The organism is Streptomyces sp. NPDC050548, from assembly GCF_044457385.1.
Taxonomy (GTDB): domain Bacteria; phylum Actinomycetota; class Actinomycetes; order Streptomycetales; family Streptomycetaceae; genus Streptomyces.
In genome coordinates, this window is sequence record NZ_JBITGV010000001.1 from 452078 (window position 1) to 478484 (window position 26407).

The 26407-nt window shown below is 70.4% G+C and carries 31 protein-coding genes; 20 read left to right on the plus strand and 11 right to left on the minus strand.

Annotated features, from left to right (window positions below):
* Positions 1-106: 106 nt before the first annotated feature.
* Positions 107-3310, plus strand: coding sequence for a tetratricopeptide repeat protein (locus ACIBJH_RS02085; protein WP_399114930.1), 3204 nt, complete (start codon positions 107-109; stop codon positions 3308-3310).
* A 24-nt stretch (positions 3311-3334) separates the two neighbouring features.
* Here ACIBJH_RS02085 and ACIBJH_RS02090 read toward each other — a convergent pair whose 3' ends face one another.
* Both ACIBJH_RS02090 and mca read right to left on the minus strand, forming a co-directional pair.
* Positions 3335-3586 carry a hypothetical protein gene (locus ACIBJH_RS02090; RefSeq protein ID WP_399114931.1) on the minus strand — a complete coding sequence of 84 codons (252 nt, stop codon included), beginning with the start codon at positions 3584-3586 and terminating at the stop codon, positions 3335-3337.
* A complete protein-coding gene (gene mca / locus ACIBJH_RS02095) occupies positions 3579-4442 on the minus strand; it encodes a mycothiol conjugate amidase Mca (protein ID WP_399115575.1) in 864 nt (287 codons plus the stop codon). The genes ACIBJH_RS02090 and mca overlap by 8 nt, the downstream gene beginning before the upstream one ends.
* A 227-nt stretch (positions 4443-4669) precedes the next feature.
* On the opposite strand from mca, the gene ACIBJH_RS02100 reads away from it, so the two are divergent.
* Both ACIBJH_RS02100 and greA read left to right on the plus strand, forming a co-directional pair.
* Positions 4670-5068 carry a DUF4307 domain-containing protein gene (locus ACIBJH_RS02100; protein WP_399114932.1) on the plus strand — a complete coding sequence of 133 codons (399 nt, stop codon included), beginning with the start codon at positions 4670-4672 and terminating at the stop codon, positions 5066-5068.
* 168 nt (positions 5069-5236) lie between these two features.
* Positions 5237-5737, plus strand: a complete 501-nt coding sequence (gene greA / locus ACIBJH_RS02105) for a transcription elongation factor GreA (RefSeq protein ID WP_200712181.1) — start codon at positions 5237-5239, stop codon at positions 5735-5737.
* An 85-nt stretch (positions 5738-5822) separates the two neighbouring features.
* Here greA and ACIBJH_RS02110 read toward each other — a convergent pair whose 3' ends face one another.
* From ACIBJH_RS02110 to ilvA, 3 genes are all read right to left on the minus strand, one after another.
* Positions 5823-6680: an ABC transporter permease gene (locus tag ACIBJH_RS02110; protein WP_399114933.1), complete on the minus strand. Its 858-nt coding sequence runs from the start codon at positions 6678-6680 to the stop codon at positions 5823-5825.
* Positions 6677-7693 (minus strand): ATP-binding cassette domain-containing protein, encoded by a 1017-nt coding sequence (locus tag ACIBJH_RS02115; protein ID WP_399114934.1) that lies wholly within the window; start codon positions 7691-7693, stop codon positions 6677-6679. Before ACIBJH_RS02115 ends, ACIBJH_RS02110 begins: the two co-directional genes overlap by 4 nt.
* Positions 7694-7867: 174 nt before the next feature.
* Positions 7868-9097 (minus strand): threonine ammonia-lyase, encoded by a 1230-nt coding sequence (gene ilvA / locus ACIBJH_RS02120; protein ID WP_200712178.1) that lies wholly within the window; start codon positions 9095-9097, stop codon positions 7868-7870.
* 163 nt (positions 9098-9260) lie between these two features.
* Between ilvA and ACIBJH_RS02125 the strand changes: the two genes are divergently transcribed.
* From ACIBJH_RS02125 to ACIBJH_RS02135, 3 genes are all read left to right on the plus strand, one after another.
* A complete protein-coding gene (locus tag ACIBJH_RS02125) occupies positions 9261-9758 on the plus strand; it encodes a MarR family winged helix-turn-helix transcriptional regulator (RefSeq protein WP_201049884.1) in 498 nt (165 codons plus the stop codon).
* 120 nt (positions 9759-9878) lie between these two features.
* Positions 9879-10382, plus strand: coding sequence for a sigma factor-like helix-turn-helix DNA-binding protein (locus tag ACIBJH_RS02130; RefSeq protein ID WP_399115576.1), 504 nt, complete (start codon positions 9879-9881; stop codon positions 10380-10382).
* Positions 10383-10407: 25 nt separating this feature from the next.
* Positions 10408-10656, plus strand: coding sequence for a hypothetical protein (locus ACIBJH_RS02135; protein ID WP_399114935.1), 249 nt, complete (start codon positions 10408-10410; stop codon positions 10654-10656).
* A 7-nt stretch (positions 10657-10663) separates the two neighbouring features.
* On the opposite strand, the gene ACIBJH_RS02140 is transcribed toward ACIBJH_RS02135, so the two are convergent.
* A complete protein-coding gene (locus ACIBJH_RS02140) occupies positions 10664-11818 on the minus strand; it encodes a cystathionine gamma-synthase (RefSeq protein WP_200712174.1) in 1155 nt (384 codons plus the stop codon).
* A gap of 140 nt (positions 11819-11958) precedes the next feature.
* Here ACIBJH_RS02140 and ACIBJH_RS02145 point away from each other — a divergent pair, with 140 nt between their 5' ends.
* From ACIBJH_RS02145 to ACIBJH_RS02155, 3 genes are all read left to right on the plus strand, one after another.
* Complete coding sequence (locus tag ACIBJH_RS02145; RefSeq protein WP_399114936.1) at positions 11959-13077, plus strand: hypothetical protein; 1119 nt, start codon at positions 11959-11961, stop codon at positions 13075-13077.
* 81 nt (positions 13078-13158) lie between these two features.
* Positions 13159-13827: a peptide-methionine (S)-S-oxide reductase MsrA gene (gene msrA, locus ACIBJH_RS02150; protein WP_399114937.1), complete on the plus strand. Its 669-nt coding sequence runs from the start codon at positions 13159-13161 to the stop codon at positions 13825-13827.
* The gene (locus tag ACIBJH_RS02155; protein WP_399114938.1) at positions 13820-14269 is read left to right on the plus strand and encodes a DUF4304 domain-containing protein; all 450 of its coding nucleotides are present in this window, start codon (positions 13820-13822) and stop codon (positions 14267-14269) included. Before msrA (ACIBJH_RS02150) ends, ACIBJH_RS02155 begins: the two co-directional genes overlap by 8 nt.
* 135 nt (positions 14270-14404) lie before the next feature.
* On the opposite strand, the gene ACIBJH_RS02160 is transcribed toward ACIBJH_RS02155, so the two are convergent.
* Complete coding sequence (locus ACIBJH_RS02160; RefSeq protein WP_399114939.1) at positions 14405-14821, minus strand: DUF6234 family protein; 417 nt, start codon at positions 14819-14821, stop codon at positions 14405-14407.
* A gap of 125 nt (positions 14822-14946) precedes the next feature.
* On the opposite strand from ACIBJH_RS02160, the gene ACIBJH_RS02165 reads away from it, so the two are divergent.
* From ACIBJH_RS02165 to ACIBJH_RS02190, 6 genes are all read left to right on the plus strand, one after another.
* The gene (locus ACIBJH_RS02165; RefSeq protein WP_399115617.1) at positions 14947-15141 is read left to right on the plus strand and encodes a hypothetical protein; all 195 of its coding nucleotides are present in this window, start codon (positions 14947-14949) and stop codon (positions 15139-15141) included.
* Entirely contained in the window at positions 15138-15779 is a 642-nt protein-coding gene (locus ACIBJH_RS02170; RefSeq protein ID WP_399114940.1) for a hypothetical protein, read from the plus strand. Before ACIBJH_RS02165 ends, ACIBJH_RS02170 begins: the two co-directional genes overlap by 4 nt.
* A gap of 299 nt (positions 15780-16078) precedes the next feature.
* Positions 16079-16540, plus strand: a complete 462-nt coding sequence (locus ACIBJH_RS02175) for a DUF6232 family protein (RefSeq protein ID WP_399114941.1) — start codon at positions 16079-16081, stop codon at positions 16538-16540.
* Positions 16537-16875, plus strand: coding sequence for a hypothetical protein (locus ACIBJH_RS02180; protein ID WP_399114942.1), 339 nt, complete (start codon positions 16537-16539; stop codon positions 16873-16875). The genes ACIBJH_RS02175 and ACIBJH_RS02180 overlap by 4 nt, the downstream gene beginning before the upstream one ends.
* A gap of 172 nt (positions 16876-17047) precedes the next feature.
* Positions 17048-17791, plus strand: a complete 744-nt coding sequence (locus tag ACIBJH_RS02185; protein ID WP_399114943.1) for an NAD(P)-dependent oxidoreductase — start codon at positions 17048-17050, stop codon at positions 17789-17791.
* A complete protein-coding gene (locus tag ACIBJH_RS02190) occupies positions 17784-18107 on the plus strand; it encodes a hypothetical protein (protein WP_399114944.1) in 324 nt (107 codons plus the stop codon). The genes ACIBJH_RS02185 and ACIBJH_RS02190 overlap by 8 nt, the downstream gene beginning before the upstream one ends.
* A 66-nt stretch (positions 18108-18173) precedes the next feature.
* Here ACIBJH_RS02190 and msrA (ACIBJH_RS02195) read toward each other — a convergent pair whose 3' ends face one another.
* Together msrA (ACIBJH_RS02195) and ACIBJH_RS02200 are read right to left on the minus strand one after the other, a co-directional pair.
* Positions 18174-18686, minus strand: coding sequence for a peptide-methionine (S)-S-oxide reductase MsrA (gene msrA / locus ACIBJH_RS02195; protein ID WP_399114945.1), 513 nt, complete (start codon positions 18684-18686; stop codon positions 18174-18176).
* Positions 18687-18746: 60 nt separating this feature from the next.
* Positions 18747-19523: a hypothetical protein gene (locus ACIBJH_RS02200; protein ID WP_399114946.1), complete on the minus strand. Its 777-nt coding sequence runs from the start codon at positions 19521-19523 to the stop codon at positions 18747-18749.
* Between the two features lie 82 nt (positions 19524-19605).
* On the opposite strand from ACIBJH_RS02200, the gene ACIBJH_RS02205 reads away from it, so the two are divergent.
* From ACIBJH_RS02205 to ACIBJH_RS02220, 4 genes are all read left to right on the plus strand, one after another.
* Positions 19606-20082 (plus strand): hypothetical protein, encoded by a 477-nt coding sequence (locus ACIBJH_RS02205; protein ID WP_399114947.1) that lies wholly within the window; start codon positions 19606-19608, stop codon positions 20080-20082.
* Between the two features lie 151 nt (positions 20083-20233).
* Entirely contained in the window at positions 20234-21256 is a 1023-nt protein-coding gene (locus ACIBJH_RS02210; protein ID WP_399115577.1) for an iron-siderophore ABC transporter substrate-binding protein, read from the plus strand.
* A 16-nt stretch (positions 21257-21272) separates the two neighbouring features.
* The gene (locus ACIBJH_RS02215; protein WP_399114948.1) at positions 21273-22262 is read left to right on the plus strand and encodes a FecCD family ABC transporter permease; all 990 of its coding nucleotides are present in this window, start codon (positions 21273-21275) and stop codon (positions 22260-22262) included.
* On the plus strand, positions 22259-23296 hold the full coding sequence (locus ACIBJH_RS02220) for a FecCD family ABC transporter permease (protein WP_399114949.1): 1038 nt from the start codon (positions 22259-22261) through the stop codon (positions 23294-23296). The genes ACIBJH_RS02215 and ACIBJH_RS02220 overlap by 4 nt, the downstream gene beginning before the upstream one ends.
* A 427-nt stretch (positions 23297-23723) precedes the next feature.
* On the opposite strand, the gene ACIBJH_RS02225 is transcribed toward ACIBJH_RS02220, so the two are convergent.
* Positions 23724-24767, minus strand: coding sequence for an NAD(P)-dependent alcohol dehydrogenase (locus ACIBJH_RS02225; protein WP_399114950.1), 1044 nt, complete (start codon positions 24765-24767; stop codon positions 23724-23726).
* A gap of 169 nt (positions 24768-24936) precedes the next feature.
* On the opposite strand from ACIBJH_RS02225, the gene ACIBJH_RS02230 reads away from it, so the two are divergent.
* Positions 24937-25869: a helix-turn-helix domain-containing protein gene (locus tag ACIBJH_RS02230; protein WP_399114951.1), complete on the plus strand. Its 933-nt coding sequence runs from the start codon at positions 24937-24939 to the stop codon at positions 25867-25869.
* On the opposite strand, the gene ACIBJH_RS02235 is transcribed toward ACIBJH_RS02230, so the two are convergent.
* Entirely contained in the window at positions 25859-26371 is a 513-nt protein-coding gene (locus ACIBJH_RS02235) for a hypothetical protein (protein WP_399114952.1), read from the minus strand. The two genes, ACIBJH_RS02230 and ACIBJH_RS02235, sit on opposite strands and share 11 nt — an antisense overlap.
* Between the last annotated feature and the right edge of the window lie 36 nt (positions 26372-26407).

Consider the following 26407-nt stretch of genomic DNA (forward strand, 5'->3'; position numbering starts at 1 on the left):
CCCGCAGCTTCCGCGCAGCGAACGGGTGATCGTCGCCCTCTCGCGCTCTCGCCTCCCCCGAAGGACACTCATAGGCCAGGGAGTTGCCGTCGGAGGGGGACGCGACATGCGGGACAGCCATCGGAGCGATGCCGAGCGGCTGTTGGCTCGGGCCGTGGAGGAGGAGGTGCGGCGTTCCGGCGGGCGCGTCGAGGGGCCGGTGCTGCTGGCGCGGTCCCGGGCCGCGCTGGACGCCATGGCGGAGACGGCGGCCGAGGAGTACGCGGCCTATACGGGCGCGCTCGACGAGGCGGCGGCCGGGCAGCTCACCTTCGGGCAGCGGTACGCCAGGGAGGGTGGTGGAACTCCCTTGCTGGTCGCGGGTGTTGCCGCCGTCGCGGCGATCGTGGCCGACCTCGCCCTCGGTACAGGCACCGGTACCGCGCTCGGCGCGGGTGTGACCGTCGGTGTCGTCGGTGCGGCGGCGACCGTCGTGAAGGTGACCGCCTCGCACGTGCCCGCCGCGCATCACCGGGCCGGTGCCGCCAACCAGCCCGGCGGGCCCGAGCAGTTGCGGTTGCAGTGGCTGACGGCGCTGGAGGTGCGGGGCATCCGGCCGTTCCTGGACCAGCAGCGGGTGCTCGCCGCCTCCACCGGGCCGACGAAGAAGCCAGGGCCGCAGTTGCGCGGTACGGACAAGAGCGCGGCGGCCCGCAGACGGAGTGTGCTGGAGCAGTCGTTCGGTCAACTCCCGGAGCCGGTAGGGGCGTTCGCCGGGCGGCGGGCGGAACTGGCCCGGATCCGGCAGCTGGTGCAGGCGGCCCGCGCGAGCACGGAGACCCGGCCGACGGTGGTCGTCCTGCACGGTGCGCCCGGCTCGGGCCGCACCACCCTCGCGGTGCGTGCCGCGCACGATCTGCGCGACCAGTTCCGCGGTGCGTGCGTGGTGGATCTGCGCGGCGACAGCCCGGGCGAGTCCCCGCTGCCCACTCGCGACGCCCTGCTGCATCTGCTGAACCGGCTCGGCGCGCCCCGCGAACAACTGCTCTTCCGCGAACGCTCCTCCCCCGACCAACAGGTCAGGCGCCTGGGCGAGTTGTACCACCAGCATCTGACCGGCCTCCCGGTGACGATCGTCCTGGACGACGCCTCCGACCCCGGGCAGGTGGCCACCCTGGTCCCCGAGCGGTCCGACAGTCTGGTCGTCGTCACCGCCCGCAAGCCGCTCGACCTTCCGGCCGAACTCGTCGCCTGGGTGCACCAGTTGCCGGTGGACGCGCTCGACGCGGCGGGCGCGGAGGAACTGCTCGGCGCCGTGGCGCAGGACGGTTCGGGGCCGTACGACGCCGAATCCGACGAGCGGATCAGGGAGTTGTGCGGCGGGCTGCCGCTGGCGCTGCGGATCGCGGGCTCGTCCCTCGGCCCGCGCTCGCCCCGCCGACTCGCCACGGACCTCGGCGCGTACGGCCCGGTCGAGCCGGTCGAACGGGCGCTGTGGCTGCGCTACACCGACCAGTCCGACCCGGCCCGCACCCTGCTGCGCCGGCTGGCGCTGGCCGGTCGTGCCTCGCTCGGCGCCGCGGCGGCCGCCGCCCTGCTGGCCACGGACGAGACGGAGGCCACCCGCCACCTGGTCGCCCTCTCCCGCGCGGGCCTCATCGACCATGTCCGCGGCACCCGTTACCGCCTGCACGACCTGGTCCGCGCCTTCGCCCAGGCCCGCCTCCTCGACGAGGAGGAGTCCTCGGAACGTACGGCGGCGCAGGAGCGGCTGATCGTGAACTACGCCGAACTCGCCGACTCCGTCCTGCGGTTGGTCGACGGCAACATGTCGACCCGCTCGGACCGCTTCGGCCCGCACGGCTTCACCTCGCTCGACGAGGCGCTGCGCTGGCTGGACGACGAGTCGAGCTTCATCACCTCGACACTGCGGCACGCGGAGGGCGTCGACCAGGGCGCCGTACTCAATCTGCTGGGCGCGCTGTGCGACTACTGCCTGCTGCGCGGCGACCTCTACCGGCTGGGCGAGATCAGCGAGTTGGCGCAGGCCGTCGACCAGGGGCTGCTCGTCCGCTCGGTGCAGTGGCGCACGGGCATCGCGGCCCGGCAGCTCGGCGAACTCGACAAGGCGCGCACCACCCTCACCTCCGTCGTCGACCTCTACATGGAGGCCCACCACGACGCCGGCGCCGCCCGCGCCCTCTGCTCCCTCGGCATCACCCTGCACCACCAGGGCAACCTCACCGAGGCGGCGGCGAAACTCCGTGAGGCCCTCGACCTGCAAGCCCCGCCCCAACTGGCCACGGACCGCGCCTGGACCATGCACGCCCTGGCCGCCGTCGAGCGCGACCGCGCCCGACTCCCCGAAGCCATGCGGCTGTTGACCGAGTCACTGGTCCTGCACCGCGCGGGCGAGTCCGTGCACGGCGAGGCCTGGGCCCACTTCCAGCTCGGCCAACTCGGCCTGCGCATGGGCGACATCCCCCGCGCCGAGCACGAACTGACCACCGCCCTCGGCCTCTACGGCCGTACCCGCGACGCCCGCGGCGAGGCCTGGGCGCTGACCCAGCTGGCCCGGGCCCGGCTGGTCGCCGGCGACCCGTCCCCGGCGGTGGACGGCCTGCGCACGGCGGCCTCCCGGCACCGCGACAACGAGGACGCCCGCGGCGAGGCCTGGACGGTCTACTACCTCGGCCAGGCCCTGGAGGAGACCGGCAACCTGGACCTCGCCGTACGCGAACTGGAACGCTCCCGCACCATGTTCTCCCGCATGCGGGACGTCTACGGCCTGGCCTGCGCCCGGCACCACTCGGCCCGCGTCACCCGCGACCAGCGCGCCGCCCAGACGGGCTCCCTGCGCAACTCCGGGTTCGCCCGCCAGCTCCTCGTCGACGCCCGCGCCGACTTCCAGCGCATCGGCGTCGCCCACGGCGAGGCGTGGACCTGCCTGGAACTCGCGGTCGTCGACGCGGGCAACGCCCGTACCGCACAGGCACTGACCCTGTGCGACGAGGCGCTCGGCCTGTTCACCTCGTACGGCGACCACCGCGGCGAGGACTGGGCCCGCTTCCTGCGCTCCACACTCCTGCCCTACGCGGCCCCCGGCGGCGTCGAGGTCGGCACGGCGGTCGCCCAGGAGGAACTGGCCCAGCTCGCCCGCACCCGCCACCCCTACCGCGACGAGAAACTCGACGACTACGTGGAGGCGTACCAGCTGCTGCTGGAGCGGGGCGTGAACCTGGAGGCGGGCTGGCAGGCGTGGCGGCTGGGCATGGTGCCGAGCCGACACGCCCGTGAGGTGATGGGGGTGGCGGTGCCGGAACGGCCCTGAGCACCCCCGCGCGGGCCCGCCCGGTCAGCCCTGCTTGGCCTGGGAGTCGACGACGGCGGCCTCGGACTCCGCCGTCGTCGTCGGGTCCGGGGCCTCCTTGAAGTCGACCTTGTTCATCTGCTTGCTCATGGACTTCATCAGTCCCCATACGGCCAGGGCCATCACCGCGAAGACGATGAAACCGAGGACGCCGGGGGTGACCTTGTTCTCGTCGACCTCGGCGAGGGGGACCAGGTGCGTCATTGCCAGGGCTGCGCTTGAGCTCATATCAGGCATTGTCGCGGATGCCCGCGAAGAGGTCGTCCTCGGGGAGGGAGGTATCGACCAGAGACTTCGCGAGCTCGTACTCCTCGGTCGGCCAGACCTCCTTCTGGATCTCCATCGGGACCCGGAACCAGCCGCCGTCGGGGTCGATCTGCGTGGCGTGCGCGAGCAGCGCCTTGTCGCGGATCTCGAAGAACTCGGCGCACGGGATGTGCGTGGTGAGCGTGCGGTCCCGCATCTGCCCGGACTCGTCCCAGCGCTTGAGCCAGTCCCCGTACGGCGACTCCAGGCCCCGGTCGAGCAGCGCCTTGTGCAGCGCCTCGGTGCGCTGCCGGTTGAAGCCCTGGTTGTAGTACAGCTTCTGCGGCCGGTACGCCGGGCCGTACTCGCCCTCGGGATACTTCTCGGTGTCCGCCGCGCCCTCGAAGGCCACCATCGAGATCTTGTGGGTCATGATGTGGTCGGGGTGCGGGTAGCCGCCGTTCTCGTCGTAGGTGGTGATCACCTGCGGACGGAAGGAGCGGATCTGCTTCACCAGCTCGCCGGCCGCCCGGTCGACGTCCTTCAGCGCGAAGCAGCCCTCGGGCAGCGGCGGCAGCGGGTCGCCCTCGGGCAGCCCCGAGTCGACGAAGCCCAGCCATTCCTGCTTGATGCCGAGGATGTCGCGGGCCTCGTCCATCTCCTTCTTGCGTACCTCGTGGATGTGCTCCTCGACGTACTTGTCGCCCTGGAGCTTGGGGTTGAGGATGGAGCCGCGCTCCCCGCCCGTGCAGGTCACGACCAGCACGTCCACCCCCTCGGACACGTACTTCGCCATGGTGGCCGCGCCCTTGCTCGACTCGTCGTCGGGGTGCGCGTGAACGGCCATCAGTCGCAGCTGGTCAGTCAAGACTCAATCCTCAGTAAGTCGGCGCCCCGGTGTCCTGGGGTGCAATTCAACAGGTGCCGTCCCGCAGGGACGTCGTTGAGGGGCGGTGGTCGGGCGGCGGGTGGGAGGCTTCTATAGTGACCGAATCCGGGGGCGAATAATTCCGGGGGCTGGTTTCGGGGCCCTTGAGCCATCGCGCCCTTGAGCCCCTTGCCGGGAGGACGATCATGAGTACGGCGAGTACGCGACTGCCCGAGGGCCGCTACGGCAACTCGTCGGACGAGCGTGCCGACCACAAGCTCAAGATCGCCGGTGCCGTCCTCGCGGCGGCCCTGCTCGTCCTCGTCGGCTACTTCGCCTACCACTATGTCGTCGAGGCCAAGATCAGCGCCGAGGTGATCACTTTCCAGGCCTCGGACAACGAGGTCAAGGTGCATCTGGAGGTCCACAAGGACTCGGGCACCAGCGGCTACTGCACCCTGCGCTCGCAGGCCGCCGACCAGTCCGAGGTGGGCCGCGCCGACTTCCACTTCGGCGGCTCCGCGACCCGCATCGACAAGGTCGTCACCCTGCGCACGACGGCCAGAGGCACCACGGCCGAGCTGCTGGGCTGCCACGCCGACTGACATCACCCTCGTTGTGTAGGTCTTGACCTGCGTTGACGTATTTCTGGTGCCTTATGTCCTCCCCCTGACGCCGTTGAATTGTTAGGCTCGTGGTTTCGCCCTTCCATGAAGGAACATTCTTCTGGGTAGGGCGATGCTTTGTATTCCCAGTACCTACGAGGAGCACCTGTGACCCAGACCAGCGAAGACGTCACCTGGCTTACGCAGGAGGCGTACACCAAGCTCAAGGAAGAGCTGGCGTACCTGTCTGGTCCCGCGCGCGAGGAAGTCACCGCGAAGATCGCGGCTGCGCGCGAGGAGGGCGACCTGCGCGAGAACGGCGGGTACCACGCGGCCAAGGAGGAGCAGGGCAAGCAGGAGCTCCGCATCCGGCAGCTGGTCCAGCTCTTGGAGAAGGCCAAGGTCGGGGAGGCTCCGGCGTCGGCGGACGGCGCGGTCGCGCCCGGCATGGTCGTCACGATCGCCTTCGACGGCGACGAGGACGACACGATGACCTTCCTGCTCGCCTCGCGCGAGTACGCGAGCGCCGACATCGAGACCTACTCGCCGCAGTCCCCGCTGGGCTCCGGCGTGCTCGGCCACAAGGTCGGCCAGGAAGCGCGGTACGAGCTGCCCAACGGCAAGAAGGCCTCGGTGACGATCCTCAAGGCCGAGCCGTACAACGGCTGACCGACCTGCGGGACTCCGAGGTTTCGCCTTCGACGAGCCCCCGGCCGCCTTGCGGCGCCGGGGGTTCCGTCGTCCCGGACTCTCCTCAGGCCGTCGCCGAGCGGTACTTCCGCACCGCCAGCGTCCGGAATATGAGGATGATCAGGAGCGAGTAGATCAGTGAGGCCCATACCGGGTGCACCATGGGCCAGGCGTCCGAGGGCGACTGTCCGGGGTTGGCGAAGAGCACCCGGCAGGCCTGCACCGTGGCACTGAACGGGTTCCACTCGGCGATGTGGCGCAGCCAGGGCGTCATATTGCTGGTGTCCACGAACGCGTTCGAGATGAACGTCACCGGGAAGAGCCAGATCAGTCCGCCGGAGGTGGCCGCCTCGGGCGTACGGACGCTGAGTCCGATCAGGGCGCCGATCCAGGTGAACGCGTATCCGAGCAGGAGCAGCAGGCCGAAGGCGCCGAGGACCTTGCCGGCGTTGGTGCTTCCGTCCGAGCCGACGCGCCAGCCGACCAGCAGGGCGACTATCGCGAGGACCAGGAGGGTCAGCGCGGTCTGCACGAGGTCGGCGAGCGTCCGCCCGGTCAGCACCGCGCCGCGGGCCATGGGCAGCGAACGGAAGCGGTCGATGAGGCCCTTGTGCATGTCGTCGGCGATGCCCGCGCCGGAGCTGGCGGTGGCGAACGTGACGGTCTGCGCGAAGATGCCCGCCATCAGGAAGTTCTTGTAGTCGGTGGCGCTGGTGCTGCCGCCGATCTGCATGGAACCACCGAAGACGTAGGTGAACAGCACCACGAACATGATCGGCTGGATCAGCCCGAAAATTACCATCTCGGGAATTCGGGACATTCTGATCAAATTCCGCCTGGCGACGACCAGGGAGTCGTGCACGGACTGGCCCAGCGCGCTGCTCGGTGCCGCGACCGGCACGGCTTCGGTGACGGCACTCACTTCGCGGCCTCCTTCTTGTGCTTGCGGTCCTTGGTGTCCGGGGTCGTGTCGGCGCCGTTGCCCTCGGTCTTCTCCTCGGCCAGGTGGCCCGTGAGGGAGAGGAACACGTCGTCGAGGGTGGGGCGGCGCAGGCCGATGTCGTCGATCTCGATGCCGCGGGTGTCGAGTTCGCGGATGACCTCGGCGAGGAGCTTCGCGCCGCCGGTGACGGGCACGGTGAGCTTGCGGGTGTGCTCCTCGACGGTGGTGTCGCCCTTCCCGAACCCGCGGAGCACCTCGGAGGCGATCTCGATGTGGTCGCGCTCATGCACGACGACCTCGACGCGCTCGCCGCCGGTGCGGGCCTTGAGCTGGTCGGAGGTGCCACGGGCGATGACCTTGCCGTGGTCGACGACCGCGATGTCGTGCGCGAGGTGGTCGGCCTCTTCCAGGTACTGCGTGGTCAGGAGGAGGGTCGTGCCGCCGGAGACGAGCTGCTTGATGACCTCCCACAGCATCTGGCGGTTGCGCGGGTCGAGGCCGGTGGTCGGTTCGTCCATGAACATCACGGGCGGGGAGACGACCAGGGCCGCCGCGAGGTCGAGCCGACGGCGCATGCCTCCGGAGTAGGTCTTGGCCGTGCGGTCGGCGGCGTCGGCGAGGTTGAACTGGTCGAGCAGTTCGTCGGCCCGGGCCTTCGCGGCCTTGGCCTTCATCTGGTAGAGCTGGCCGACCATCTGCAGGTTCTCCCTGCCGGTCAGGTACTCGTCGACCGCGGCGAACTGGCCGGAGAGGCCGATGGAGCGCCGCACCTCGTTCGGCTGCTTGAGCACATCGAGGCCGGCCACGGTCAACTTGCCGCTGTCTGGGCGCAGCAGGGTGGTCAGACAGCGGACGGCGGTCGTCTTGCCCGCGCCGTTGGGCCCGAGCAGGCCCAGGACGGTGCCCTCGGGGACATCGAGGTCGACGCCGTCCAGAGCTTTCACATCGCCGAAGGTTTTCACCAGGCCTTCGGCATAGATGGCGCCTGGCATATCAGTCTCCACGTCGTCGGGGATTCTTCGAAAAGCCTAGGTTTGCGCGTGGTGCTACGCCTCCCGTTTTTCACAGGAACGGCAGCACGAGACACACCATAACGCGATGTATCGCGTCTCTCAATGGATTTTCTCGAACGAGTGACGGAACAGGTGACGAACGGGGCCCTGACCTCAGTCGATGACCGTGTACCCCGCGTCGCGCAGGGCCTGGCCGACCTCGGCGCAGTGCACCGGCCCCTTCGTCTCCAGGTGCAGCTCGACCTCCACCTCGGTGAGCCCGAGCCGTGGGTCGGTCCGGACGTGGCTCACATCGAGGACGTTAGCGTCGACCACTGACAACACCCCGAGAAGCGTCGCGAGCGCCCCCGGCCGGTCCGTCAACCGCAGCGTCACAGCGAGGTAGCGGCCCTGCGCGGACATGCCGTGGCGCAGGATGCGCTGGAGCAGCAGCGGGTCGACGTTCCCGCCGGACAGCAGCGCGACGACCGGTCCCTCGAAGCTCCGCGGATCGCTCAGCAGCGCCGCGACCGGGCTGGCGCCGGCCGGTTCGACGACCAGCTTGGCCCGCTCCAGGCACAGCAGCAGCGCGGTGGACAGTTCGTTCTCGGTGACCGTGCGGACCTCGTCGACCAGATCGGCGACGATCCCGAACGGCACGTCGCCGGGCCTGCCGACCTTGATGCCGTCGGCCATCGTCGCCGGGTGCTGGATCGACACGGGACGTCCGGCCGCCAGCGAGGGCGGAAACGCGGCGGCACCGGCCGCCTGCACGCCCACGATCCGCACGTCGGGCCGCAGTGCCTTCACGGCGACGGCGACACCGGCCGCGAGTCCGCCGCCGCCGATCCCGACGACGATCGTGCGCACCTCGGGGCACTGGTCCAGGATCTCCAGGCCGACCGTGCCCTGGCCCGCGATGATGTCCGGGTGGTCGAAGGGGTGGATGAACACCGCGCCCGTCTCGTGGGCGTACTCCTGCGCGGCGGCCAGCGTCTCGTCGACCACGTGGCCGTGCAGGCGCACCTCGGCGCCGTACTCCTTGGTGGCGCTGATCTTCGGCAGGGGCGCGCCCTTGGGCATGAAGACCGTGGAGCGCACGCCGAGGAGTGCGGAGGCGAGGGCGACGCCCTGGGCGTGGTTGCCGGCGCTCGCTGCGACGACTCCGGCGGCGCGCTCCTCGGGCAGCAGCCCGGCGATACGGACGTAGGCGCCGCGCAGTTTGAAGGAGCCCGTGCGCTGGAGGTTCTCGCACTTGAAGTGCACCGGCGAGCCGACGAGCTGGGTGAGGTGCCTGCTGCCTTCCATCGCGGTCACCCGCGCCACGCCCGTGAGCATCTTCTGGGCGCCGCGCACATCGTCGAGGGTGACGGGTCGCAAGGAGTCAGCCGTGCTGTAGCTCATGACTCAAGCATCGCAGTTCACAGCCGCGTGCCACGGTTGTGACCAAGCTCCGAGACTGGTTTGCGCAGCGTCGGTACGGGCCGCGTTCCATCCGCGTACCCTGTCCCCCAACCCAGCACCCCCTTCATGAAGCGAGCCCCCGGCCATGCCCACAACACCTGAAATGTCGATGGACATGACGACCGTCGGTGAACCCGGTCTCCTCGACACGCTGCAGCACGAGGTGGCGGTCTTCGCGCGCCGTGCCGAACAGACCCGGCTCGGCGGAGTCGGACAGGTGCGCAACTCCATGGACCGCGCCGCGTATCTGCTGCTCAACCGCCTGGACAAGGAAGGTCCGATGGGCGTCAAGGCGCTCGCCGCGAGCATGGGGATCGACTCCTCGACGGTCACCCGGCAGGTGGCTCCGCTCGTCGACACCGGGCTCGTCAAGCGCACCTCGCACCCCGAGGACGGCCGCGCGGTGGTGCTGCAGCTGTCCCCGCGCGGGCAGTCGCGGCTGGAGGAAGTCCGGTCGTCCAGGCGTCAGTTGATGGACGAGTTGACACACGACTGGGCGCCGGAGGAGCGCGAGGCGTTCTGCACGCTCCTCACACGCTTCAACAGCGCCCTCTCCGCGCGGATGGCGATGCCGGGCAACGAGCCGTCGTCCGCCTCCTGATCCCGCGGTGCGTCGGGCACACGCGCGTGGTGCCCGACTCCCGCCCCTTCGTACCGAACTCTTGACCTCACGACGGCCCTGGCCTCATATGAAACCGGGTCCATCAGGTGGGAGGGCATGGTGCGTGAACGGCAGGTGTCCCAAGGCGCCCGCCGGGCCCGCGAGTTCGAGGCGTTCGTCGCGGGCGCGGCAGGGCGGCTCCTGCACGCCGCCACCCTGCTCACCGCGGAGGCCCCGGACGACAACCCACGCGCGCAACGCCTGCTGGCGCTGTCGCTGGCCCACACGTACGCGTGCTGGGACCGGCTGCGCGGCGAGGACCCGTACGACCGTGCCCGGCAGTATCTGGCCAGCCGTTTCGCCCGTGCGGCCTGGCACCAGTACGGCGGCCTGGGCCGGGGCCGCGCGCATCCCGGCAGCCCGCTGGGCGCTCTGGCGCCCCAGGAGCGGCTGATCGTGGTCCTCAGGTTGTACGAGGGGGTCGCCGAGGAACAGGCCGCCGCACTGCTCGGGCTGCCCACGGAACGGGTCCGGACGATCTGCGAGCGGGCGACGGCGCGGCTGCTGCATCCGCCGCGCTCCCCGGTGCCGAAGGTGGCGAAGGCCGAGGTGGCGCCGTCATGAGGTCGCCGAACGGGGGTACGCGCGCGTGAACAGGCCCGAGCGGGAGGCGGCCGTACGGCGGATCATGGAGCGGACTCCGCCGCAGGTGCCGCCGGAGCTGTACGCGGACGTGGTGCGCCGCGGCGGCCGGATGCTGCGCCGTCGGATGGCCGCCCGGCGGATGATGTGGCTGCTGCTGTGCGCGGCGGTCGTTGCGTTCACCGTGTGGGCGCTGATGGTCCATCCCTGGGTGGAGCCGCCGTCGGAGACGACTCCACCGCTGACGGGCTGGTGAGCAGGTTCTAGCCGAGCGCCTGCTGCAGGTCCTCCAGGAGGTCCTGCACGTTCTCGATGCCCACGGAGAGGCGTACGAGGTCGCCGGGGACCTCCAGGGCCGAACCGGCGACGGACGCGTGCGTCATGCGTCCCGGGTGCTCGATCAGCGACTCGACGCCGCCCAGGGACTCGCCGAGCGTGAACACCTTGGCGCGGTTGCAGACCTCGACGGCCGCCTCCTCGCCGCCCTCCACCTGGAAGGAGACCATGCCGCCGAAGGACCGCATCTGCTTGGCGGCGACCTCGTGGCCGGGGTGCTCCGGGAGGCCCGGGTAGAGAACGCGCGTCACGCGCGCGTGCCGGGTGAGCATGTCGGCGACCTTGGTGGCGTTCTCGCTGTGCCGGTCCATGCGGACCGACAGCGTCTTGGCGCCGCGCAGCACCAGCCAGGAGTCGAAGGGCCCAGCGACCGCGCCCATCGCGTTCTGGTGGTACGCCAGTTCCTCGCCGAGCGCCTCGTCGGCCGCGATCAGCGCACCGCCGACCACGTCGGAGTGGCCGCCCATGTACTTGGTCAGGGAGTGCACGACGACGTCCGCGCCGAGGGCCAGCGGCTGCTGGAGGTAGGGCGTGGCGAAGGTGTTGTCGACGACGAGCCGCGCGCCCGCGTCCCGGGCGATCTGCGCGACGACCGCGATGTCGGTGATGCCGAGCAGCGGGTTGGAGGGGGTCTCCACCCAGACGACCTTGGTCTTCGGGGTGATGGCGGCCCGTACCGACGCCGGGTCGCTGGTGTCGGCGACCGACCACTCGACACCCCACCGGGAGACGACCTTCGCGAAGAGGCGGAACGTGCCGCCGTACGCGTCGTTCGGGATGACGACGTGGTCGCCGGGGCTGAGCAGCGTACGCAACAGGCAGTCCTCGGCCGCCAGTCCGGACGCGAACGCGAGACCTCGGCGACCGCCCTCCAGGGCGGCGAGGTTCTCTTCCAGGGCGGTCCTGGTGGGGTTGGCGCTACGGCTGTACTCGTAGCCGCCGCGCAGACCGCCGACGCCGTCCTGCTTGTAGGTCGAGACCTGGTAGATCGGCGGGACGACCGCGCCGGTGAGGGGATCGGCGGTGTTGCCCGCGTGGATCGCGAGAGTCTCGAAGTGCTGACTGATGTGCCTGTCGCTCATGGGGCCGAGCGTAGTGCGCTCGCGGGGCGGACGACGATCCGGAGGTTTTCCACAGTGTGGCGGGGCAGGGCGACGCCGGTTTTCCACAGGGTGGTGGGCCGGGTTGGCCAATTGTCGGACCCGTCTGGTTCGCTTGAGGCATGGAGATTCTCTGGGTCCTGATGGCGCTGCTCATGATGGGCTTCGTGCTGATCCCGTTCCTGCGGCGCAGGCGCGGGATGATCGAGCAGGTCTCGCCGGGCCATCCGGACGCCGCGGACCCGGCGACCTACGGCTTCGTGCGCGAGGAGGAGCTGGACATCCGCATGCCCGGCCCCGACCAGGACCTGCTGGACGTCCTCGACCTGGTGCAGCGCACGCAGGACTACCGCGCGGCGATGCAGTTGCTGGCCGGCACCGAGATCACGGGCGAGCTGCGCTGGCAGCGGGTGCAGGCCTTCGCGGGCGCCGCCTCGCTGGAGCTGCAGCAGCGGCCCGGCGGGGTCAGCGAGACGCCGGGCGGGCAGTGGCTGCGGGTGTGGCGGGCCGAGCATCTGAAGGACGCGGGCGGCGCGGCCGTGCACGCGGAGTTCCTGGTGCAGCAGGCGTGGCGTACGTCGACGCGGGGGACGGACGAGTTCCGGATCATCATGGAGGAGGCGAGGGACGCCTGCGGGCAGGCGGCGCTGCTCTCCCCCGGTGACCCGGTCCCGTACATCGTCGAGTTGTCGGTGGCCCGTGGACTGGCGTATCCGCAGCCGGAGTTCGAGCAGCTGTGGCTGAAGGTCCTGGACCGTGCGCCGGCCCACATGGGGGCGCATCTGGCGGCCCTGCAGTACTGGTGCGAGAAGTGGCACGGCTCGCGCGAGCTGGCGAACTCGTTCGCGGAGGCGGCCGCCGCGCGGGCGCCGCAGGGGTCGCTGCTCGCCGCGATGCCGCTCTTCGCGGTCTTCGAGCACCTCCCCGAGGTGAATCTGGTCAGCAGTTTCTACCAGAGCGAGGTCGTGGAGAAGGCGATCCACGGCGCGCTGTTCGCGGTGCACGCGGCCCGCCCCGACGACCCGATGCTGGCGCACGTCCGGCATCTGCTGGTCTTCTTCCTGGTCCGCGCGGAGCGCTGGTCCGAGGCGATGAACCAGCTCATACACATCGACGGCCATGTCGGGGCCCTCCCCTGGACGCTGTCGCCCGACCCGGCGGCGGAGTTCGCGGTCTACCGGGCGCTGGCGGTGGCGGGCTACGAGGCGAACGGCGGGAGTCCGGCGAGCCTGCCGCACTGACGGCGGGACCGGAATTCTCCATGCGCCCCGCCCGTTGACACTTCGACCTCGGGCTCACCCCGGGGCCCGTTGGGAGAGCGCATGTTCCTGCACAGCCGTACACCCCAGCTGCCCACCCCCGAGCAGGCTCTGCAGGGCCGACCGGAGCGGGTGTTCGCGGTCCCCGACCGCCATGTCGTCCTCGGTACGCCGCTGCTCGGCCCCTACCCCGAGCATCTGGAGATCGCCGACTTCGCGCTGGGTTGCTTCTGGGGTGCCGAGCGCAAGTTCTGGCAGCTCCCGGTGGGTGTGTGGACGACGTTGGTCGGCTATCAGGGCGGCTACACCGAGAACCCCCACTACGAAGAGGTCTGCTCGGGCCTGACCGGCCACACGGAGGCGGTCCGGGTGGTCTACGACCCGGCGCTGATCTCCTACGAGAAGCTGCTGAAGACGTTCTGGGAGTCCCACGACCCGACCCAGGGTTTCCGCCAGGGCAACGACGTGGGCACCCAGTACCGCTCCGCGATCCACCCCCACACCCCCGCCCAGTCAGCCGCGGCGGAAGCCTCCCGCACGGCCTACCAACAGGTCCTCACCCGCTCGGGCTTCAGGACGATCACCACGGAGATCCTTCCGGCGGAGGGGCGGGTGTTCTATCCGGCCGAGGGACATCACCAGCAGTACCTGGCGAAGAATCCGGCGGGGTACTGCGGGCTCGGCGGGACCGGGGTCTCCGGCCCGGTCGGTGTGGCGCCGATCGATGGCTGACCGGTCGGTGCCCACGGCGCAGGAGGCGTTCACCGCGCTGATGCGCGCACGGATCGCTCCGGGTCTGCGCGCGCTGGGTTTCAAGGGGTCGGGGCAGACGTACGAGCTGCCCCATCTCGAAACCTGGGCTCTCATAGGCTTCCAGAAGTCCGCGCACAACACCGCGGGGCGGGTCGAGTTCACGCTCAACGTGACCGTGGCCGACAAGCTCGGCTGGGCCCGGGCCCGCAGGAGTCAGCCGCATCTGCCCGCCCGCCCCAGCCCGAACACGGTGTACGGCGCCGCTGCCTGGCACCGCCGCATAGGCCAACTCCTCCCCGCGAAGCGCGACACTTGGTGGACCATCTCGGCCACGACCGACCCGGGGCCTGTTGCCCGTGGTGTCATCACCGCGGTGACGGAGTACGCGCTCCCAGCCATCCGGGAGCAACGGCGTTCATGACTGTCAGGGGCCCAGGACCACGAGTGTCCCGCCGACGACGCTGAGGCACTCCGGGGCGGGTCCGTGACCGTCGATCCCCGCCGCAGCGCCCAGCGGGCCTGGACCGGGGGGAGCCTGATCCGCGTGAGGAGCGGCTCATCGCGGGGGCGAAGTCGCGTCGCAGGCCAGGCCTGAGAGACAGGCATTCCGGTAGGAGGACTCGTAGATGCGTTCACCGGCGGCCTTCGCGCCGGTCAGGGCCGCGCACATGGCGAGGACCATGACGAGTTGGGTGACGGCAACCACAGGTACCCGGCGGACTCCGGCCACGACAGACGCGATCAGGGCGGCTGCCGCCACGAACACGGCCTTCTGCAGGTAGGGACCCGGGGGTGCGCCGTAGTCCTGCGCGTCGAAGGCCGACCAGTAGGACGACATCCAGGACAACCAGATCAGGCCCAGAGCCAACAGCTCGAAAACAGCCAGGCCCACGGACACGGCCACGGCCCGACCAGTACGTTCAGGATCTGTACTCACCCGGCCAGATTCCATCCGCCAGGCACGCGGTGTCATGAGTATCCGTACCCAAGGCACTTGATGAAGGAGCCAAGAGGTCGCACTGATCAAGGTGTTGCGCGGACACCAAGGCGTCCCGACGAGGAAAGGTCTGTGAGCGAGGCGAGGATCATGGTCCCGTGATGAAGTGGACGAAGGAGACGCCTCCGGCCGGGCAGCCCGAATTCCGTGCGGCCGGCTTCTCCCCCTCCGGCCTGACGATCGCCGTGGCGACGAGCAGTGACCTCGCCCTGTGGACCCGCGGTACGGACGACCGTCACGCCGGCGGCCGGGACATGACCGAGTTCGGGTGGAAGAGCGGAAGGAGGCGGAGTTGAGCGTCACAGGTGTGTGGATCGTCGGCGCCGTGCCTGACCAAGAGGTACGGAATCTGCTGAGCGCTTCGGTTCAGAACTCGTCGCCGGCACCGGAACACCGTGACGCGCTCGGGGAGCTGGCTTGGTGGCGTCGCAAGGCGCCGGCGTCCATGTTCACCACGTCGACGTGCTCTCCCGGCGATGCGAGCGCCGACGAGGACGCACTCCGGCTGAGCGCGTTCTTCGACACCTGCCACGACGACTCCGACAGCGGGGAGAGGCTGCGCGAGGCCGTCATGGACCGGTTCCCACCCGATGTCGGAGAGGGTCTGTTCGTGGCCACGGCGCGCAAGGCAAGCCCCTTCTCCGCCCTTGCCTACGCCCTGGGTCCCGACGCGACGCTGCAACTGCCAGGCTGGTTCGGGGACTTCCTTCTCGACGCCGGACAAGTCCGCACTCAACTGCCTTCGGCCGAGGAGACTCTGACCCTGACCGGAGCCACACGTCGTGACGCGATCGAGCGGATCCGTGCGTGGATGACCGGGCTGGGTGACGATCCCGCCCACGCCGCGGACGAACTTCTCGACGGCCCGCTGCGCGTTCTCCGCCACGCCGCCCGTACGGGGCAGGGAGCGGCCGGCCAAGTCCGCTGGTACTGAGGAAAGGTCTGCGAGGGGCAGCCCGGATTCACGAGAACGCCCGGTGGTCGTACGCCCGAACGGTTTCCTGTCGCTTTCGACGGCAGGGCATCGCATGACCGCGGCCAGCGTCAACCGTCATTCAAGAGAACATAATTTGACCGATCAGGATGAAAAGACGCCAAAGCCCACCACCGAGATGCCGATCACCTTACGGTCCCGATATCTCGGCATGTTTCTGCCGATAAAAGACAGAGGAGGCAGCGGTGGCACCCACTCACTCAGCGGTTCAGGTCCGGGTGAACGAAGGCGTCTTATGGGTGGCGGGTGAGGCTTACCCCTTGCGCAACATCTCCCACGTGGGACAACGCAAGCTGACAGTCGACAGAAGGGCGGCCTGGAAGCAGTTCATCGTGCGCTCGCTCGTCTGCCTGTTCTTCGGCAGTTTCCTGGCGGCCGGCGCGGGAACCGTCGGCGTGCTGATCATGTTCGCCCTGGAGGCCCTGCTGATCTGGCGGCTCGTGACCACGCTCGGCAAACCGGACCTGTTCGGCCTGGTCCTCAACACCTCGGGCACTCAGCGCGACGCCGTGTGGTCCACGGACAACGGCGAGATCCACTATCTCGTGGGCGAGATCACCAAGGCGATCGGCCACCCGGACATCGCCCAGGTGATCTACAACGTGCAGCACGCCGTCCAGGGGGACCTCATCAACCAGTACGGGGCCGGCAGCATCGGCAAGGCCACCCACAGCGGCTCCGGCAACATCACCGCCTCATGAGCGGCGACAGCTTCCACCAGTACGGAGCCGGGAGCATCGGCAAAGCCACCCACAGCGGCTCCGGTGACATCGTGACCGGCGGCAAGCACGGGCCGGGACCGGAGGCGGGACCCTCGGCACTCGCCGGCCTGCTCAAGGAGATCGAGGAGTTGAGGCGGCACCTGGACGCGAGCGACCGGGCGGAGGTCGACGCGACGGTCGAAGAGATCCGTTCGAATCCTTCCGAGGAACGATTCGGCAGGCTGCTGCGGAGGATCGCCGGCATCGCCGCCGTCATCGGGGAGGCGGGAGTCCCGGTGATCGCCACCATCAAGGCGCTGCTCGGCCCGTCGTAGCGCGAAGGGACGATCCCCGGTGGGCGAGGAGGACGGCGGCCGTGGCACCGGCAACTCACGCGGTGCTACGGCCAGTTCGCCGTCACGGCCGACCCGCCCGTGCAGCGGACGTCACACTCGGCGCCGTCCCGGCCCTCTTGTCGGCAGAACCGACTTGAGGAGGGGAGACCCCGTGAACATCGTCATCTTCGGGGCGAACGGAACGACCGGGCGGCTGGCCGCCGAGCAGGCCGGGGCCGCAGGGCACACCGTCACCGCTGTCACGCGCCGTCCCGCGGACTTTCCGGTACGTGGTCCACGGCTGCGGGTGATGGAGGCGGACGTGCTCGACCCCGCCGCGGTCGAACGCGCCGTGGCCGGGCAGGACGCCGTGATCTCGACGCTCGGCGTCCCCTACGGCCGAAAGCCGGTCACCGTGTATTCCGTCGGCATCCGTCACATCACGCGGGCCATGGCCAGGCACGACGTCCGACGCGTCGTCGGCGTGACCTCGACCGTGCTCTTCGGGACGGCGGCGCCCGGCGAGGGCGTTCTGTTCCGCAAGGTGCTGGAGCCGTCCGTCGTACGTTTCATGGGACGCACCGTGTACGACGACATGCGGCGCATGGAGGAGATCCTCCGCGCGACCGATCTCGACTGGACGGTCATCCGCCCCGGCGGCCTGTTCGACAACGACTCGGTGAGCGACTACCAGGTGGGCAGCGAGCGCCTTCCCGGCCGGTACACCGCGCGGGCCGACCTCGCGCACGCGTTGCTGCGGCAGGCCGTCGAGGACCGGCATGCGGGTGCCTTGCGTGCCTTCATCGACGTACGCACCACGGAGAACACCCCGAGCTTCCTCGACCTGATCCGCAACGAGGCGTTCGGCGGCAAGGGCAGGCGGAGCGGGAACACGAAGGAGCGCGTCCATGGCTGAGGAACGGTTCGTCCTGCCGGCGCCCAGTGCCGCCCGGCCGGGGCGGTTCTCGCTGCTGGAGGTGGTCCACCTGGCGCCGGGGGGCTCGTTCGTGCTGCTCCCCCACGGCGTCCCGCACGCGCTCCGCCGCGACTCCGCCCCACCGCCGCGGGTCCTGCAGATCTCCGCGCCCGGTGGCTGGGAGCACTACCTGGAGGACCTGTTCGAGGCGGGGCCCGCCGTGCTCACCGACGGGCGGCTGGATCCCGCGCAGATCAATCCGATCGCGGCGCCCTACGACATCGTCTACGAGGAGACACCACAGGACCACGGGTGACGCGGGCGCGGCCCGGCCGCGGAGCCTCGGCCGGTCGGCCTTGGCTCCCGCCGGGCCGGCTCACGGTCAGCCCTGCGTACGCGCCGGCAGACGCCAGCCCGGGCGGGGGAAGTGGCAGGTGTAGCCGTCCGGGTAACGCTGCAGGTAGTCCTGGTGCTCGGGCTCGGCCTCCCAGAAGGGGCCGACCGGCTCCACCTCGGTGACGACCTTGCCGGGCCACAGGCCCGAGGCGTCCACGTCGGCGATCGTGTCCTCGGCGATCCGCTTCTGCTCGTCGTCCACGTAGTAGATCGCCGAGCGGTAGCTGAGGCCGATGTCGTTGCCCTGGCGGTTCTTGGTGCTCGGGTCGTGGATCTGGAAGAAGAACTCCAGAAGCGCGCGGTAGTCGGTCTTCTCGGGGTCGTAGAGGATCTCTATGGCCTCCGCGTGCGTGCCGTGGTTGCGGTAGGTCGCGTTCGCCACGTCACCGCCGGTGTATCCGACGCGGGTCGCCGTCACGCCCGGGAGCCGGCGGATCAGCTCCTCCATCCCCCAGAAACATCCGCCCGCCAGCACGGCCCTCTGCGTCTGCGCAGCCATCGCGATCCCTCCACTTTCTGTCGGCTCGGTCACCCACAGTCCACAACGCTCGGGGACGCCCTACGATTCCGTACCCGACCGCAGGAAGTACCTCTCGATCTGCTCGGCGACGGAGAAGTCCTCCGCACAGTCCGGACAGGTCGTGCGGCCGAAGAGCCGGGTCAGATGGTCGGCGGCCAGGGGCTGGCCCGCCGCGACGGCCATGCCGTGGAGGCGGGCCGCGAGCGGCGGCAGCTCAACCGGCTCCGCCGGAGTGACCCCGGTCAGGGCCGGGCCCCTGCGGTTGACGCGGATGATCCGTCGCTGTGGGTCGCGGCGGCGGGTACCCGAGTCGCCGCCGCCCACGTCGATCTCCAGGCTCTGCGAACAGGACGGACATTCCACGTCGTGCGAGGCGGGCAGCAGACGGTCGCTCCACACCCGCTCCCCCTCGAAGGCGAGCAGGCACTCCAGCGGATAGAGGCAGGTGTGGTCGTCGGCCTCGAAGGCCTCGGCCGTCAGGCGGTGGAGGGTCGACCGGCGCAGTTCGTCCAACTCGGCGGCGTAGCGCGCCCGGACGTACCCCCGCTCGTGCAGTTGCTCCTCCTTGGCGACGATGGCGCCGGCCAGCGCGATCGCGTGCCGGTGATCGCCCGGGCTGCGCCCCGCGGCGATGTGCGTCAGAACGGGCAGGACGGCGAAGCTGGCCGGGTACACCGTGCCCTGGTGGTAGAGGCTGGACCACAGCTTCTCCCACGCCCAGTCGGCCGACTCCGGATCGCCCACCGCCTCGAACAGCTCCGGAAGTCCGGCCGCGGAGCCATAGGCGTGGGTCAGACGTGACCAGTCCATGTCCATGCGCGCCATGATTCCAGCCGTCGGCAGAAACGTGTGACAGGGCCTCGGCGACGGGGACCGTCAATTCACGCGCTACGAAACCGTGTCGAGGGCCGCCGCCGACTGCACACCCGTACCGTCGCTCGTGCCGATCGGCGGACGCTTCGACCTCGGCGCGGTCCCGGACGCCGACGGGCTGCTGGTGTGCGGCGGGCCGCCCTCGCCGCACGGTCGGCCGTCGTCGGGGGCCGGCTGCTCGACGGTGTCGCGGTGTCCCCGGAGGACACGGCGGAGGGCCTCGAAGAGATCGCCGTACGGCCGGAGTTGGGGCTCGCGCCCTTCGCCGTGGACGTGCACGCGGCGCAGTGGGGGGACGCTGCCCCGGCTGATCGCCGGCGTCGCCCGTCATGGGCTCCCGCACGGCGTCGCCGTCGACGAGAACACGCTGGTCGAGGTGGCGGCGGACGGCCGGGCGCAGGTCTCCGGACGGGGGCGCGCGCACTCGGTGCGGCCCGCCCCGGACGGCGGCGGTGTGCTCGTACGGTCCTTCGGAGCCGGCGAGTCGTTTCTCACCCACTGAGCACCCACTGAGCACCCAGTGAGCACCCACTGAACCCCCTGCCCGACCCGCTCCGACGGCAAGTTAAGGTAAGCCTTACCTGGCCAGTTTTCAGCGGAGAGTCGGAGAGACAGTGACAGTGCGTGCGTTCAAGAGGAAGGCTGTCACGGCGGTGGCCGCCGTGACCGTCGTCGGAGGGTTGCTGGCCGGGTGCTCGTCCTCCTCCGCCGACAACGATGCCGAGAAGACGACCGAGGGTTCGCAGAACAAGGTGATCGGCGCCTCGGAGGGCCCGCCCGCCGCGCCGAGCACCCTCGCGACCGGCATGGGCGCGGACACCGACACCGACGGGACCTTCCCCCGGACCGTCACCCACTTCGAGGGCAGGACGACGATCAAGTCGAAGCCCACGAAGATCGCCGTGCTGAGCACCGGGCAGCTCGACGACCTGCTCTCCCTCGGCACGGTCCCGACCGCCACCACCCGCGCCGACAACGCCGGGCTCGTCCCCGACTACCTCGCGGACGCCTTCCCGGCCGACAAGTCGAAGCTGGCCGCGATGACGGACGCGGGCACCCGCCAGGCGCCCAACCTGGAGACGCTCGCCGCCGCCAAGCCCGACCTGATCCTCGCCAACGACTCGCTCGGCGACCTCTACCCCAAGCTGTCGAAGATCGCGCCGACCGTCATCACGGCCGGCAACGGCATCAACTGGAAGCGCGACCTGCTGCTCGTCGGCGACGCGATCGGCAAGGGCGAGCAGGCGCAGAAGCTGCTCGACGGCATCGTCGAGGACGCGCACGAGAAGGGGGAGGCGCTGTCGGAGACCTCCGTGTCGATGCTGCGGTTCACGCCCGGCCGGACCCGGATGTTCGGTGTCTCGTCCTTCACCGGTTCCATCGCCGTCGACATGGGGCTGGACCGGCCCAAGTCGCAGCAGTTCAAGGCGATTTCGCAGGACATCGGCGCGGAGAGCATCGACTCGGCCGACGGTGACTGGATCTTCTACTCGGTGCAGGGCGACGCGGGCAGGACCGACGCGGCGAGCGTCCTTGCCGGGCCGCTGTGGAAGTCGATGAAGGCCGTGCAGGCAGGCCACGCGGTGAAGGTCGACGACGACCCCTGGTACCTCAACGCGGGCCCCACCGCCGCCCGCCTCGTCGTCCTCCAACTCGCCGAGGACATCAGCAAGTAGTGAGTCCCACAAGGTCATGAGCCTCAAACGCCTCGCCTGGCCGGCGGCCACCCTCGCGGTGGCCGCCGCCGTGCTGCTCAGCCTCGCCGTCGGCACCCGCCAGATCCCCCCGTCCGCGGTGCTCAACACCCTTCTCCATGGCGGAAGTTCACCGGACGCGCTGGTCGTACGGTCGCTGCGGCTGCCCCGCACCGAGATCGGACTGACGGCGGGCGCGGCGCTCGGCGTGGCGGGCGCCGCGCTCCAGGCCGTCACCCGCAACCCGCTCGCCGACCCGGGCATCCTCGGCCTCAGCCAGGGCGCGGCGGCCGGTGTCGTCCTCGCCATCGCGACCGGCCTCGCGAACGGCTTCGAGGGCTACGTCTGGTACGCCTTCGCCGGTGCCGTCCTCGCCGCCTGCCTGGTCTACGGCATCGCCGCGCGCGGCCGGGGCGGCGCGTCCCCGGTCAAACTCGCCCTGGCCGGTACGGCGTTGTCCGCGATGACCGCCGGTGGTACGACCGTCGTCCTGACCTCCAGCTCGGCGACCCTGGACCAGTTCCGGTTCTGGCAGGTCGGCTCGCTGAGCGGGCGGGACGCCGACACCGTCGTACGGATGCTGCCGTTCCTGGCGGCGGGCGCGGTGCTGGTGCTGGCCTGTGCGCGCGGGCTGGACGCGCTGGCGCTCGGGGACGAGACGGCGCGGGCGCTGGGGCATCGGGTGGGGGTCGTACGGGTGTGTGCGGCGCTCGGGGCGACTCTGCTGGTGGCGTCGGCGGTGGCCGCGGCCGGGCCGATCGCGTTCGTCGGGCTCGCCGTCCCGCACCTGGCCCGGCGCCTCACCTCGGGCGGACACCGCGCCCTGCTGCCCCTGTCGGCGCTGCTCGGTGCGGCGCTGCTGGTCGCGGCGGATGCCGCCGGCCGAGTCGTGCGCGCACCGGCGGAGGTGCCGGCCGGGGTGATGACGGCGTTGGTGGGGGTGCCGGTGCTGGTGGTGCTGGTACGACGCAGGGGAACCGCGCTATGAGCACCACCGGCGTCACGGTCCTCCGCCCCCGCCCCACCATCTCCCTTGTCCTGCACCGCCGTTCGGCCGCCGTCGCCGTAACTCTCGTAGTGCTGCTGGCCGTTGCGATGGGCGCGGCGGCCTGCCTCGGGCAGACCTACATCCCGCCCGCCGATGTGTGGCACACGCTGCGTACCGGTTCGGGGCCCTACGACCTTGTCGTCAACGAGTTGCGGGTGCCGCGGATCGTGCTGGGGGCGCTGGTCGGGGTGGCGCTGGGGCTCGCCGGGGCGCTGGTGCAGACCGTCACGCGGAATCCGCTGGCCAGCCCGGATGTGATCGGGGTCGGGCACGGTGCCGCCGCCGCGACCGTGCTCGCGCTGTCCACGGGGCTTGTCGCCTCGCCGGGTGCGATGCCCGTCGTGTCCGTGGTGGGCGGGCTCGCCGCCGCCACGCTGGTGTATGTGCTGGCGTGGCGGCACGGGATGCAGCCAAGTCGGTTCGTGCTCACGGGAGTTGGTATCGGGGTCGCGCTGTCGGCCGTCGTGCAGCTGTATCTCGCGGACAGCGAGCTGGAGGCCGCCGAGCAGGTCAAGCTGTGGCTGACCGGTTCGCTCAACGGGCGCGGCTGGGAGCAGGCCGGGCCGCTGGCCGTCGTACTGCTGGTGTGTCTGCCCGCGCTGGTGTGGGCGAGCCGGGCCGTACGGCCGCTCGGGCTCGACGCCGACACCGCTGCCGCGCTCGGGGTGCGGGTGGACCGGACGCGGCTCGCGCTGACCGTGCTCGGGGTGGTGCTGGCGGCGACGGCGACGGGGGCGGCGGGGCCGATCGGGTTTGTCGCGCTGACCGCACCGCAGTTGGCCCGGCGGCTCACGCGTACGCCTCAACTGCCGTTGCTGTGCTCGGCGTTGACGGGGGCGATGATTCTGGTGACGGCGGATCTCGCGGCGCGGACGGTCCTGCCTCCACTGGAGGTGCCGGTCGGCGCGCTGACCTCCCTGGTCGGGGGGCCGTATCTGCTGTGGTTGTTGGGGCGGAACAGGGTGGGAGGCTGAGGTTCGTCGGCGGGTGCGGGCCGGTGGGGGCTGGTCGCGCAGTTCCCCGCGCCCCTTTAGGTGGGACCAGCACAGCCGATTTCAGGGGCGCGGTGCGCTGTCGAGTGCGTCGAAGAACACCGGTCGCCCTGCGTCTTTTAGGGGCGCGGGGAACTGCGCGACCAGCCCCCACACACCCGCACCCGACAACGCACCGAGCACCGCGCCTGTAAAAGCGCCTGTGCTGGTCCCACTAAAGGGGCGCGGGGAACTGCGCGACCAGCCCCCACACACCCGCACCCGACAACGCACCGAGCACCGCGCCTGTAAAAGCGCCTGTGCTGATCCCACTAAAGGGGCGCGGGGAACTGCGCGACCAGCCCCCACACACCCGCACCCGACAACGCACCCCGCCCCGCACCCCACGCCCCCGCTAAAAGCGACGCAGTCAGATCGTCGCCGTGTCGATCACGAAGCGGTAGCGGACGTCACTCGACAGCACCCGCTCGTACGCCTCGTTGATCTGGTCGGCCGAGATCAGCTCGATCTCCGCGCCGAAGCCGTGCTCGGCGCAGAAGTCCAGCATCTCCTGGGTCTCCTGGATGCCGCCGATGCCGGAGCCGGCGAGGGTCTTGCGGCCGCCGATCACGGAGAAGAGGTTGAGGGAGACGGGCTCCTCGGGGGCGCCCACGTTGACCAGCGCGCCGTCCGTCTTCAGCAGCGAGAGGTACGCGCCGAGGTTGAGCGGGGCCGACACCGTGGAGATGATCAGGTCGAGGCTGCCGCGCAGTTCCTCGAAGGTCTTCGGGTCGCTGGTCGCGTAGTAGTGGTCGGCGCCGAGCTTGAGGCCGTCCTCCTTCTTGCTCAGGGTCTGCGAGAGGACGGTCACCTCCGCACCGAGCGCGTGCGCGATCTTGACGCCCATGTGGCCGAGGCCGCCCATGCCGATGATCGCGACCTTCTTGCCGGGGCCGGCATTCCAGTGCTTCAGCGGGGAGTACAGGGTGATGCCGGCGCAGAGCAGCGGGGCGGCCACGTCGAGGGAGATGCCCTCGGGGATGCCGAGGACGTAGTTCTCGTCGACGACGATCTTCTCGGCGTAACCGCCGTAGGTGGGCTCGCCGTTCTTGTCGAGCGCGTTGTACGTGCCGACGTTGCCGCCGGTGCAGTACTGCTCCAGGCCGGCCTTGCAGTTGTCGCACTCGCGGCAGGAGTCGACCATGCAGCCGACGCCCACCCGGTCGCCGACCCGGAACTTGGTGACACCGGGGCCGACCTCGGAGACGATGCCGGCGATCTCGTGGCCGGGCACCATCGGGAAGATGGCCTCGCCCCAGCCCTCGCGGGCCTGGTGGATGTCCGAGTGGCAGATGCCGGCGAACTTGATGTCGATCAGGACGTCGAACTCGCGGACCGCCCGGCGCTCGATCGTGGTGCGCTCCAGGGGAGCCTTGGCGGCGGGGGCTGCGTATGCGGCGACTGTGGTGGTCATGCCGGAACACTCCTAGGGGGATGTGCGCCCGGCTGCCTTCCGGCCGGGCACGCTGAACAGCCTGCCCGAAAGACCGAGGGCTACCCAGGCCACGCTTCTGCGTACGTCCGCTGTGCCTACCACCAGCGAGGTCAGGCTCATGGACGTACGACCGGGAATACTGGACCGTATGGACGAACAGCCCGAATCCGCCACCGAGCCCCTGGACCCCGGCCGGCCACTGGACCGGCGCGCCGAACTCAGCGAGTTCCTGCGCACCCGGCGGGCCCGGCTGAAGCCGGAGGACGTCGGGCTGCCGGACTTCGGGCGGCACCGCAGGGTGCCCGGGCTGCGGCGCGAGGAGCTGGCGCAGCTGGCCGGGGTGTCGGTGGCGTACTACACGCGCCTGGAACAGGGCAACGGACGGAACGTGTCGGCGGAGGTCCTCGACGCGATCGCCCGCGCGCTGCGCCTCTCGGACGCGGAGTCCTCGCACCTCACCCACCTGGCGAAGCCGAAGCAGCACAAGAAGAAGTCGTCGTCCCCGGCCCAGCACGTGCGCGGGCCGCTGCGGCAGCTGCTCGACTCGATCGACACGGTCCCGGCGTACATCACGGGCCGCCGCACGGACATCCTGGTGTGGAACCGGATGGCCGCGGCCGTCTTCGGCGACTGGTCGGAGCTGCCGCCGCAGGAGCGGAACTGGGCGCGGCTGGTGTTCCTGCGGCCCGAGTACCGGGACCTGTTCGTGGAGTGGGAGCAGAAGGCGGCGGACATCGTCAGCATGCTGCGGATGGACGCGGGCTGTCATCCGGACGACCCGCGGCTGTCCGCGCTGGTGGGCGAACTCTCCGTGAAGAGCGCGGAGTTCAGGCGGCTGTGGGCGACCCACGACGTCAAGGAGAAAACCTACGGCGTCAAGCGCCTCCTCCACCCCCTGGTCGGTGACCTCACCCTGCACTTCGAGGGTTTCCGGCTGTCGGACGGCACCGAGCAGGCCCTGATCACCTATCACGCGGAACCCGGCTCCCCGTCCGCCGACGCCCTTCGCCTGCTGGCCAGTTGGGGCACGGACGCGACCCGCGCGGGAGCGTCGGCCGACCGCCCGGGGCTCACTCCCTGACACCGAGGTCGGCCCGCATCAGCTGCCGCATCGCCGACAGCCGGGGCACGACCTCCGTCAGGTCGAGCATGGCCTGCTCAGCGCTCTCGCCGTCCCGGGCCAGCCCTCGATCGAGCCGCTTGACGACGGCGTCGATGTCCGCGAGGACCGCGTTCACCGCACGCGACGCGTCCAGGACACGCTCGGGCACGACCATCTGCGCCTCGGCGTAGCGGTCCCGGTATTCACGGCGCGCTTCCTCCAGCTGGTCGCGCTCCAACTCGGTGTAGACGCCGTCACGGACGCGATGCAAGGCGTCCTTGAGAAGCTCGTGGAACTGCCGCGAGGAGCGGTTCATCGCGGTGTAGGCGTCCCTGCGCTCCTCGAACAGCCGTCTGCGCTCGGCGACTTGGGCATCCTCGGCACGTTGCCGGGCGGTGAGGCGCTGGCTGAGAACGGGCGCGAAGAGCGTACCGAGCACACCGACGACGGCGGTGATCATGGCGGTGACGGCGGCGGTCATGGTCTCAGGAAAACACGGGTGGCCCGCCGGAAGGTG

Excerpts from the sequence above, each read along its gene's own strand:
- ACIBJH_RS02085 (WP_399114930.1), top strand. The coding sequence starts at position 107 with ATGCGGGACAGCCATCGGAGCGATGCCGAGCGGCTGTTGGCTCGGGCC.
- ACIBJH_RS02090 (WP_399114931.1), bottom strand. The coding sequence starts at position 3,586 with ATGCCTGATATGAGCTCAAGCGCAGCCCTGGCAATGACGCACCTGGTC.
- mca (WP_399115575.1), bottom strand. The coding sequence starts at position 4,442 with ATGGCCGTTCACGCGCACCCCGACGACGAGTCGAGCAAGGGCGCGGCC.
- ACIBJH_RS02100 (WP_399114932.1), top strand. The coding sequence starts at position 4,670 with ATGAGTACGGCGAGTACGCGACTGCCCGAGGGCCGCTACGGCAACTCG.
- ACIBJH_RS02115 (WP_399114934.1), bottom strand. The coding sequence starts at position 7,693 with ATGCCAGGCGCCATCTATGCCGAAGGCCTGGTGAAAACCTTCGGCGAT.
- ilvA (WP_200712178.1), bottom strand. The coding sequence starts at position 9,097 with ATGAGCTACAGCACGGCTGACTCCTTGCGACCCGTCACCCTCGACGAT.
- ACIBJH_RS02125 (WP_201049884.1), top strand. The coding sequence starts at position 9,261 with ATGTCGATGGACATGACGACCGTCGGTGAACCCGGTCTCCTCGACACG.
- ACIBJH_RS02140 (WP_200712174.1), bottom strand. The coding sequence starts at position 11,818 with ATGAGCGACAGGCACATCAGTCAGCACTTCGAGACTCTCGCGATCCAC.
- ACIBJH_RS02145 (WP_399114936.1), top strand. The coding sequence starts at position 11,959 with ATGGAGATTCTCTGGGTCCTGATGGCGCTGCTCATGATGGGCTTCGTG.
- msrA (WP_399114937.1), top strand. The coding sequence starts at position 13,159 with ATGTTCCTGCACAGCCGTACACCCCAGCTGCCCACCCCCGAGCAGGCT.
- ACIBJH_RS02155 (WP_399114938.1), top strand. The coding sequence starts at position 13,820 with ATGGCTGACCGGTCGGTGCCCACGGCGCAGGAGGCGTTCACCGCGCTG.
- ACIBJH_RS02160 (WP_399114939.1), bottom strand. The coding sequence starts at position 14,821 with ATGACACCGCGTGCCTGGCGGATGGAATCTGGCCGGGTGAGTACAGAT.
- ACIBJH_RS02165 (WP_399115617.1), top strand. The coding sequence starts at position 14,947 with ATGAAGTGGACGAAGGAGACGCCTCCGGCCGGGCAGCCCGAATTCCGT.
- ACIBJH_RS02180 (WP_399114942.1), top strand. The coding sequence starts at position 16,537 with ATGAGCGGCGACAGCTTCCACCAGTACGGAGCCGGGAGCATCGGCAAA.
- ACIBJH_RS02190 (WP_399114944.1), top strand. The coding sequence starts at position 17,784 with ATGGCTGAGGAACGGTTCGTCCTGCCGGCGCCCAGTGCCGCCCGGCCG.
- msrA (WP_399114945.1), bottom strand. The coding sequence starts at position 18,686 with ATGGCTGCGCAGACGCAGAGGGCCGTGCTGGCGGGCGGATGTTTCTGG.
- ACIBJH_RS02200 (WP_399114946.1), bottom strand. The coding sequence starts at position 19,523 with ATGGACATGGACTGGTCACGTCTGACCCACGCCTATGGCTCCGCGGCC.
- ACIBJH_RS02215 (WP_399114948.1), top strand. The coding sequence starts at position 21,273 with ATGAGCCTCAAACGCCTCGCCTGGCCGGCGGCCACCCTCGCGGTGGCC.
- ACIBJH_RS02220 (WP_399114949.1), top strand. The coding sequence starts at position 22,259 with ATGAGCACCACCGGCGTCACGGTCCTCCGCCCCCGCCCCACCATCTCC.
- ACIBJH_RS02225 (WP_399114950.1), bottom strand. The coding sequence starts at position 24,767 with ATGACCACCACAGTCGCCGCATACGCAGCCCCCGCCGCCAAGGCTCCC.
- ACIBJH_RS02230 (WP_399114951.1), top strand. The coding sequence starts at position 24,937 with ATGGACGAACAGCCCGAATCCGCCACCGAGCCCCTGGACCCCGGCCGG.
- ACIBJH_RS02235 (WP_399114952.1), bottom strand. The coding sequence starts at position 26,371 with ATGACCGCCGCCGTCACCGCCATGATCACCGCCGTCGTCGGTGTGCTC.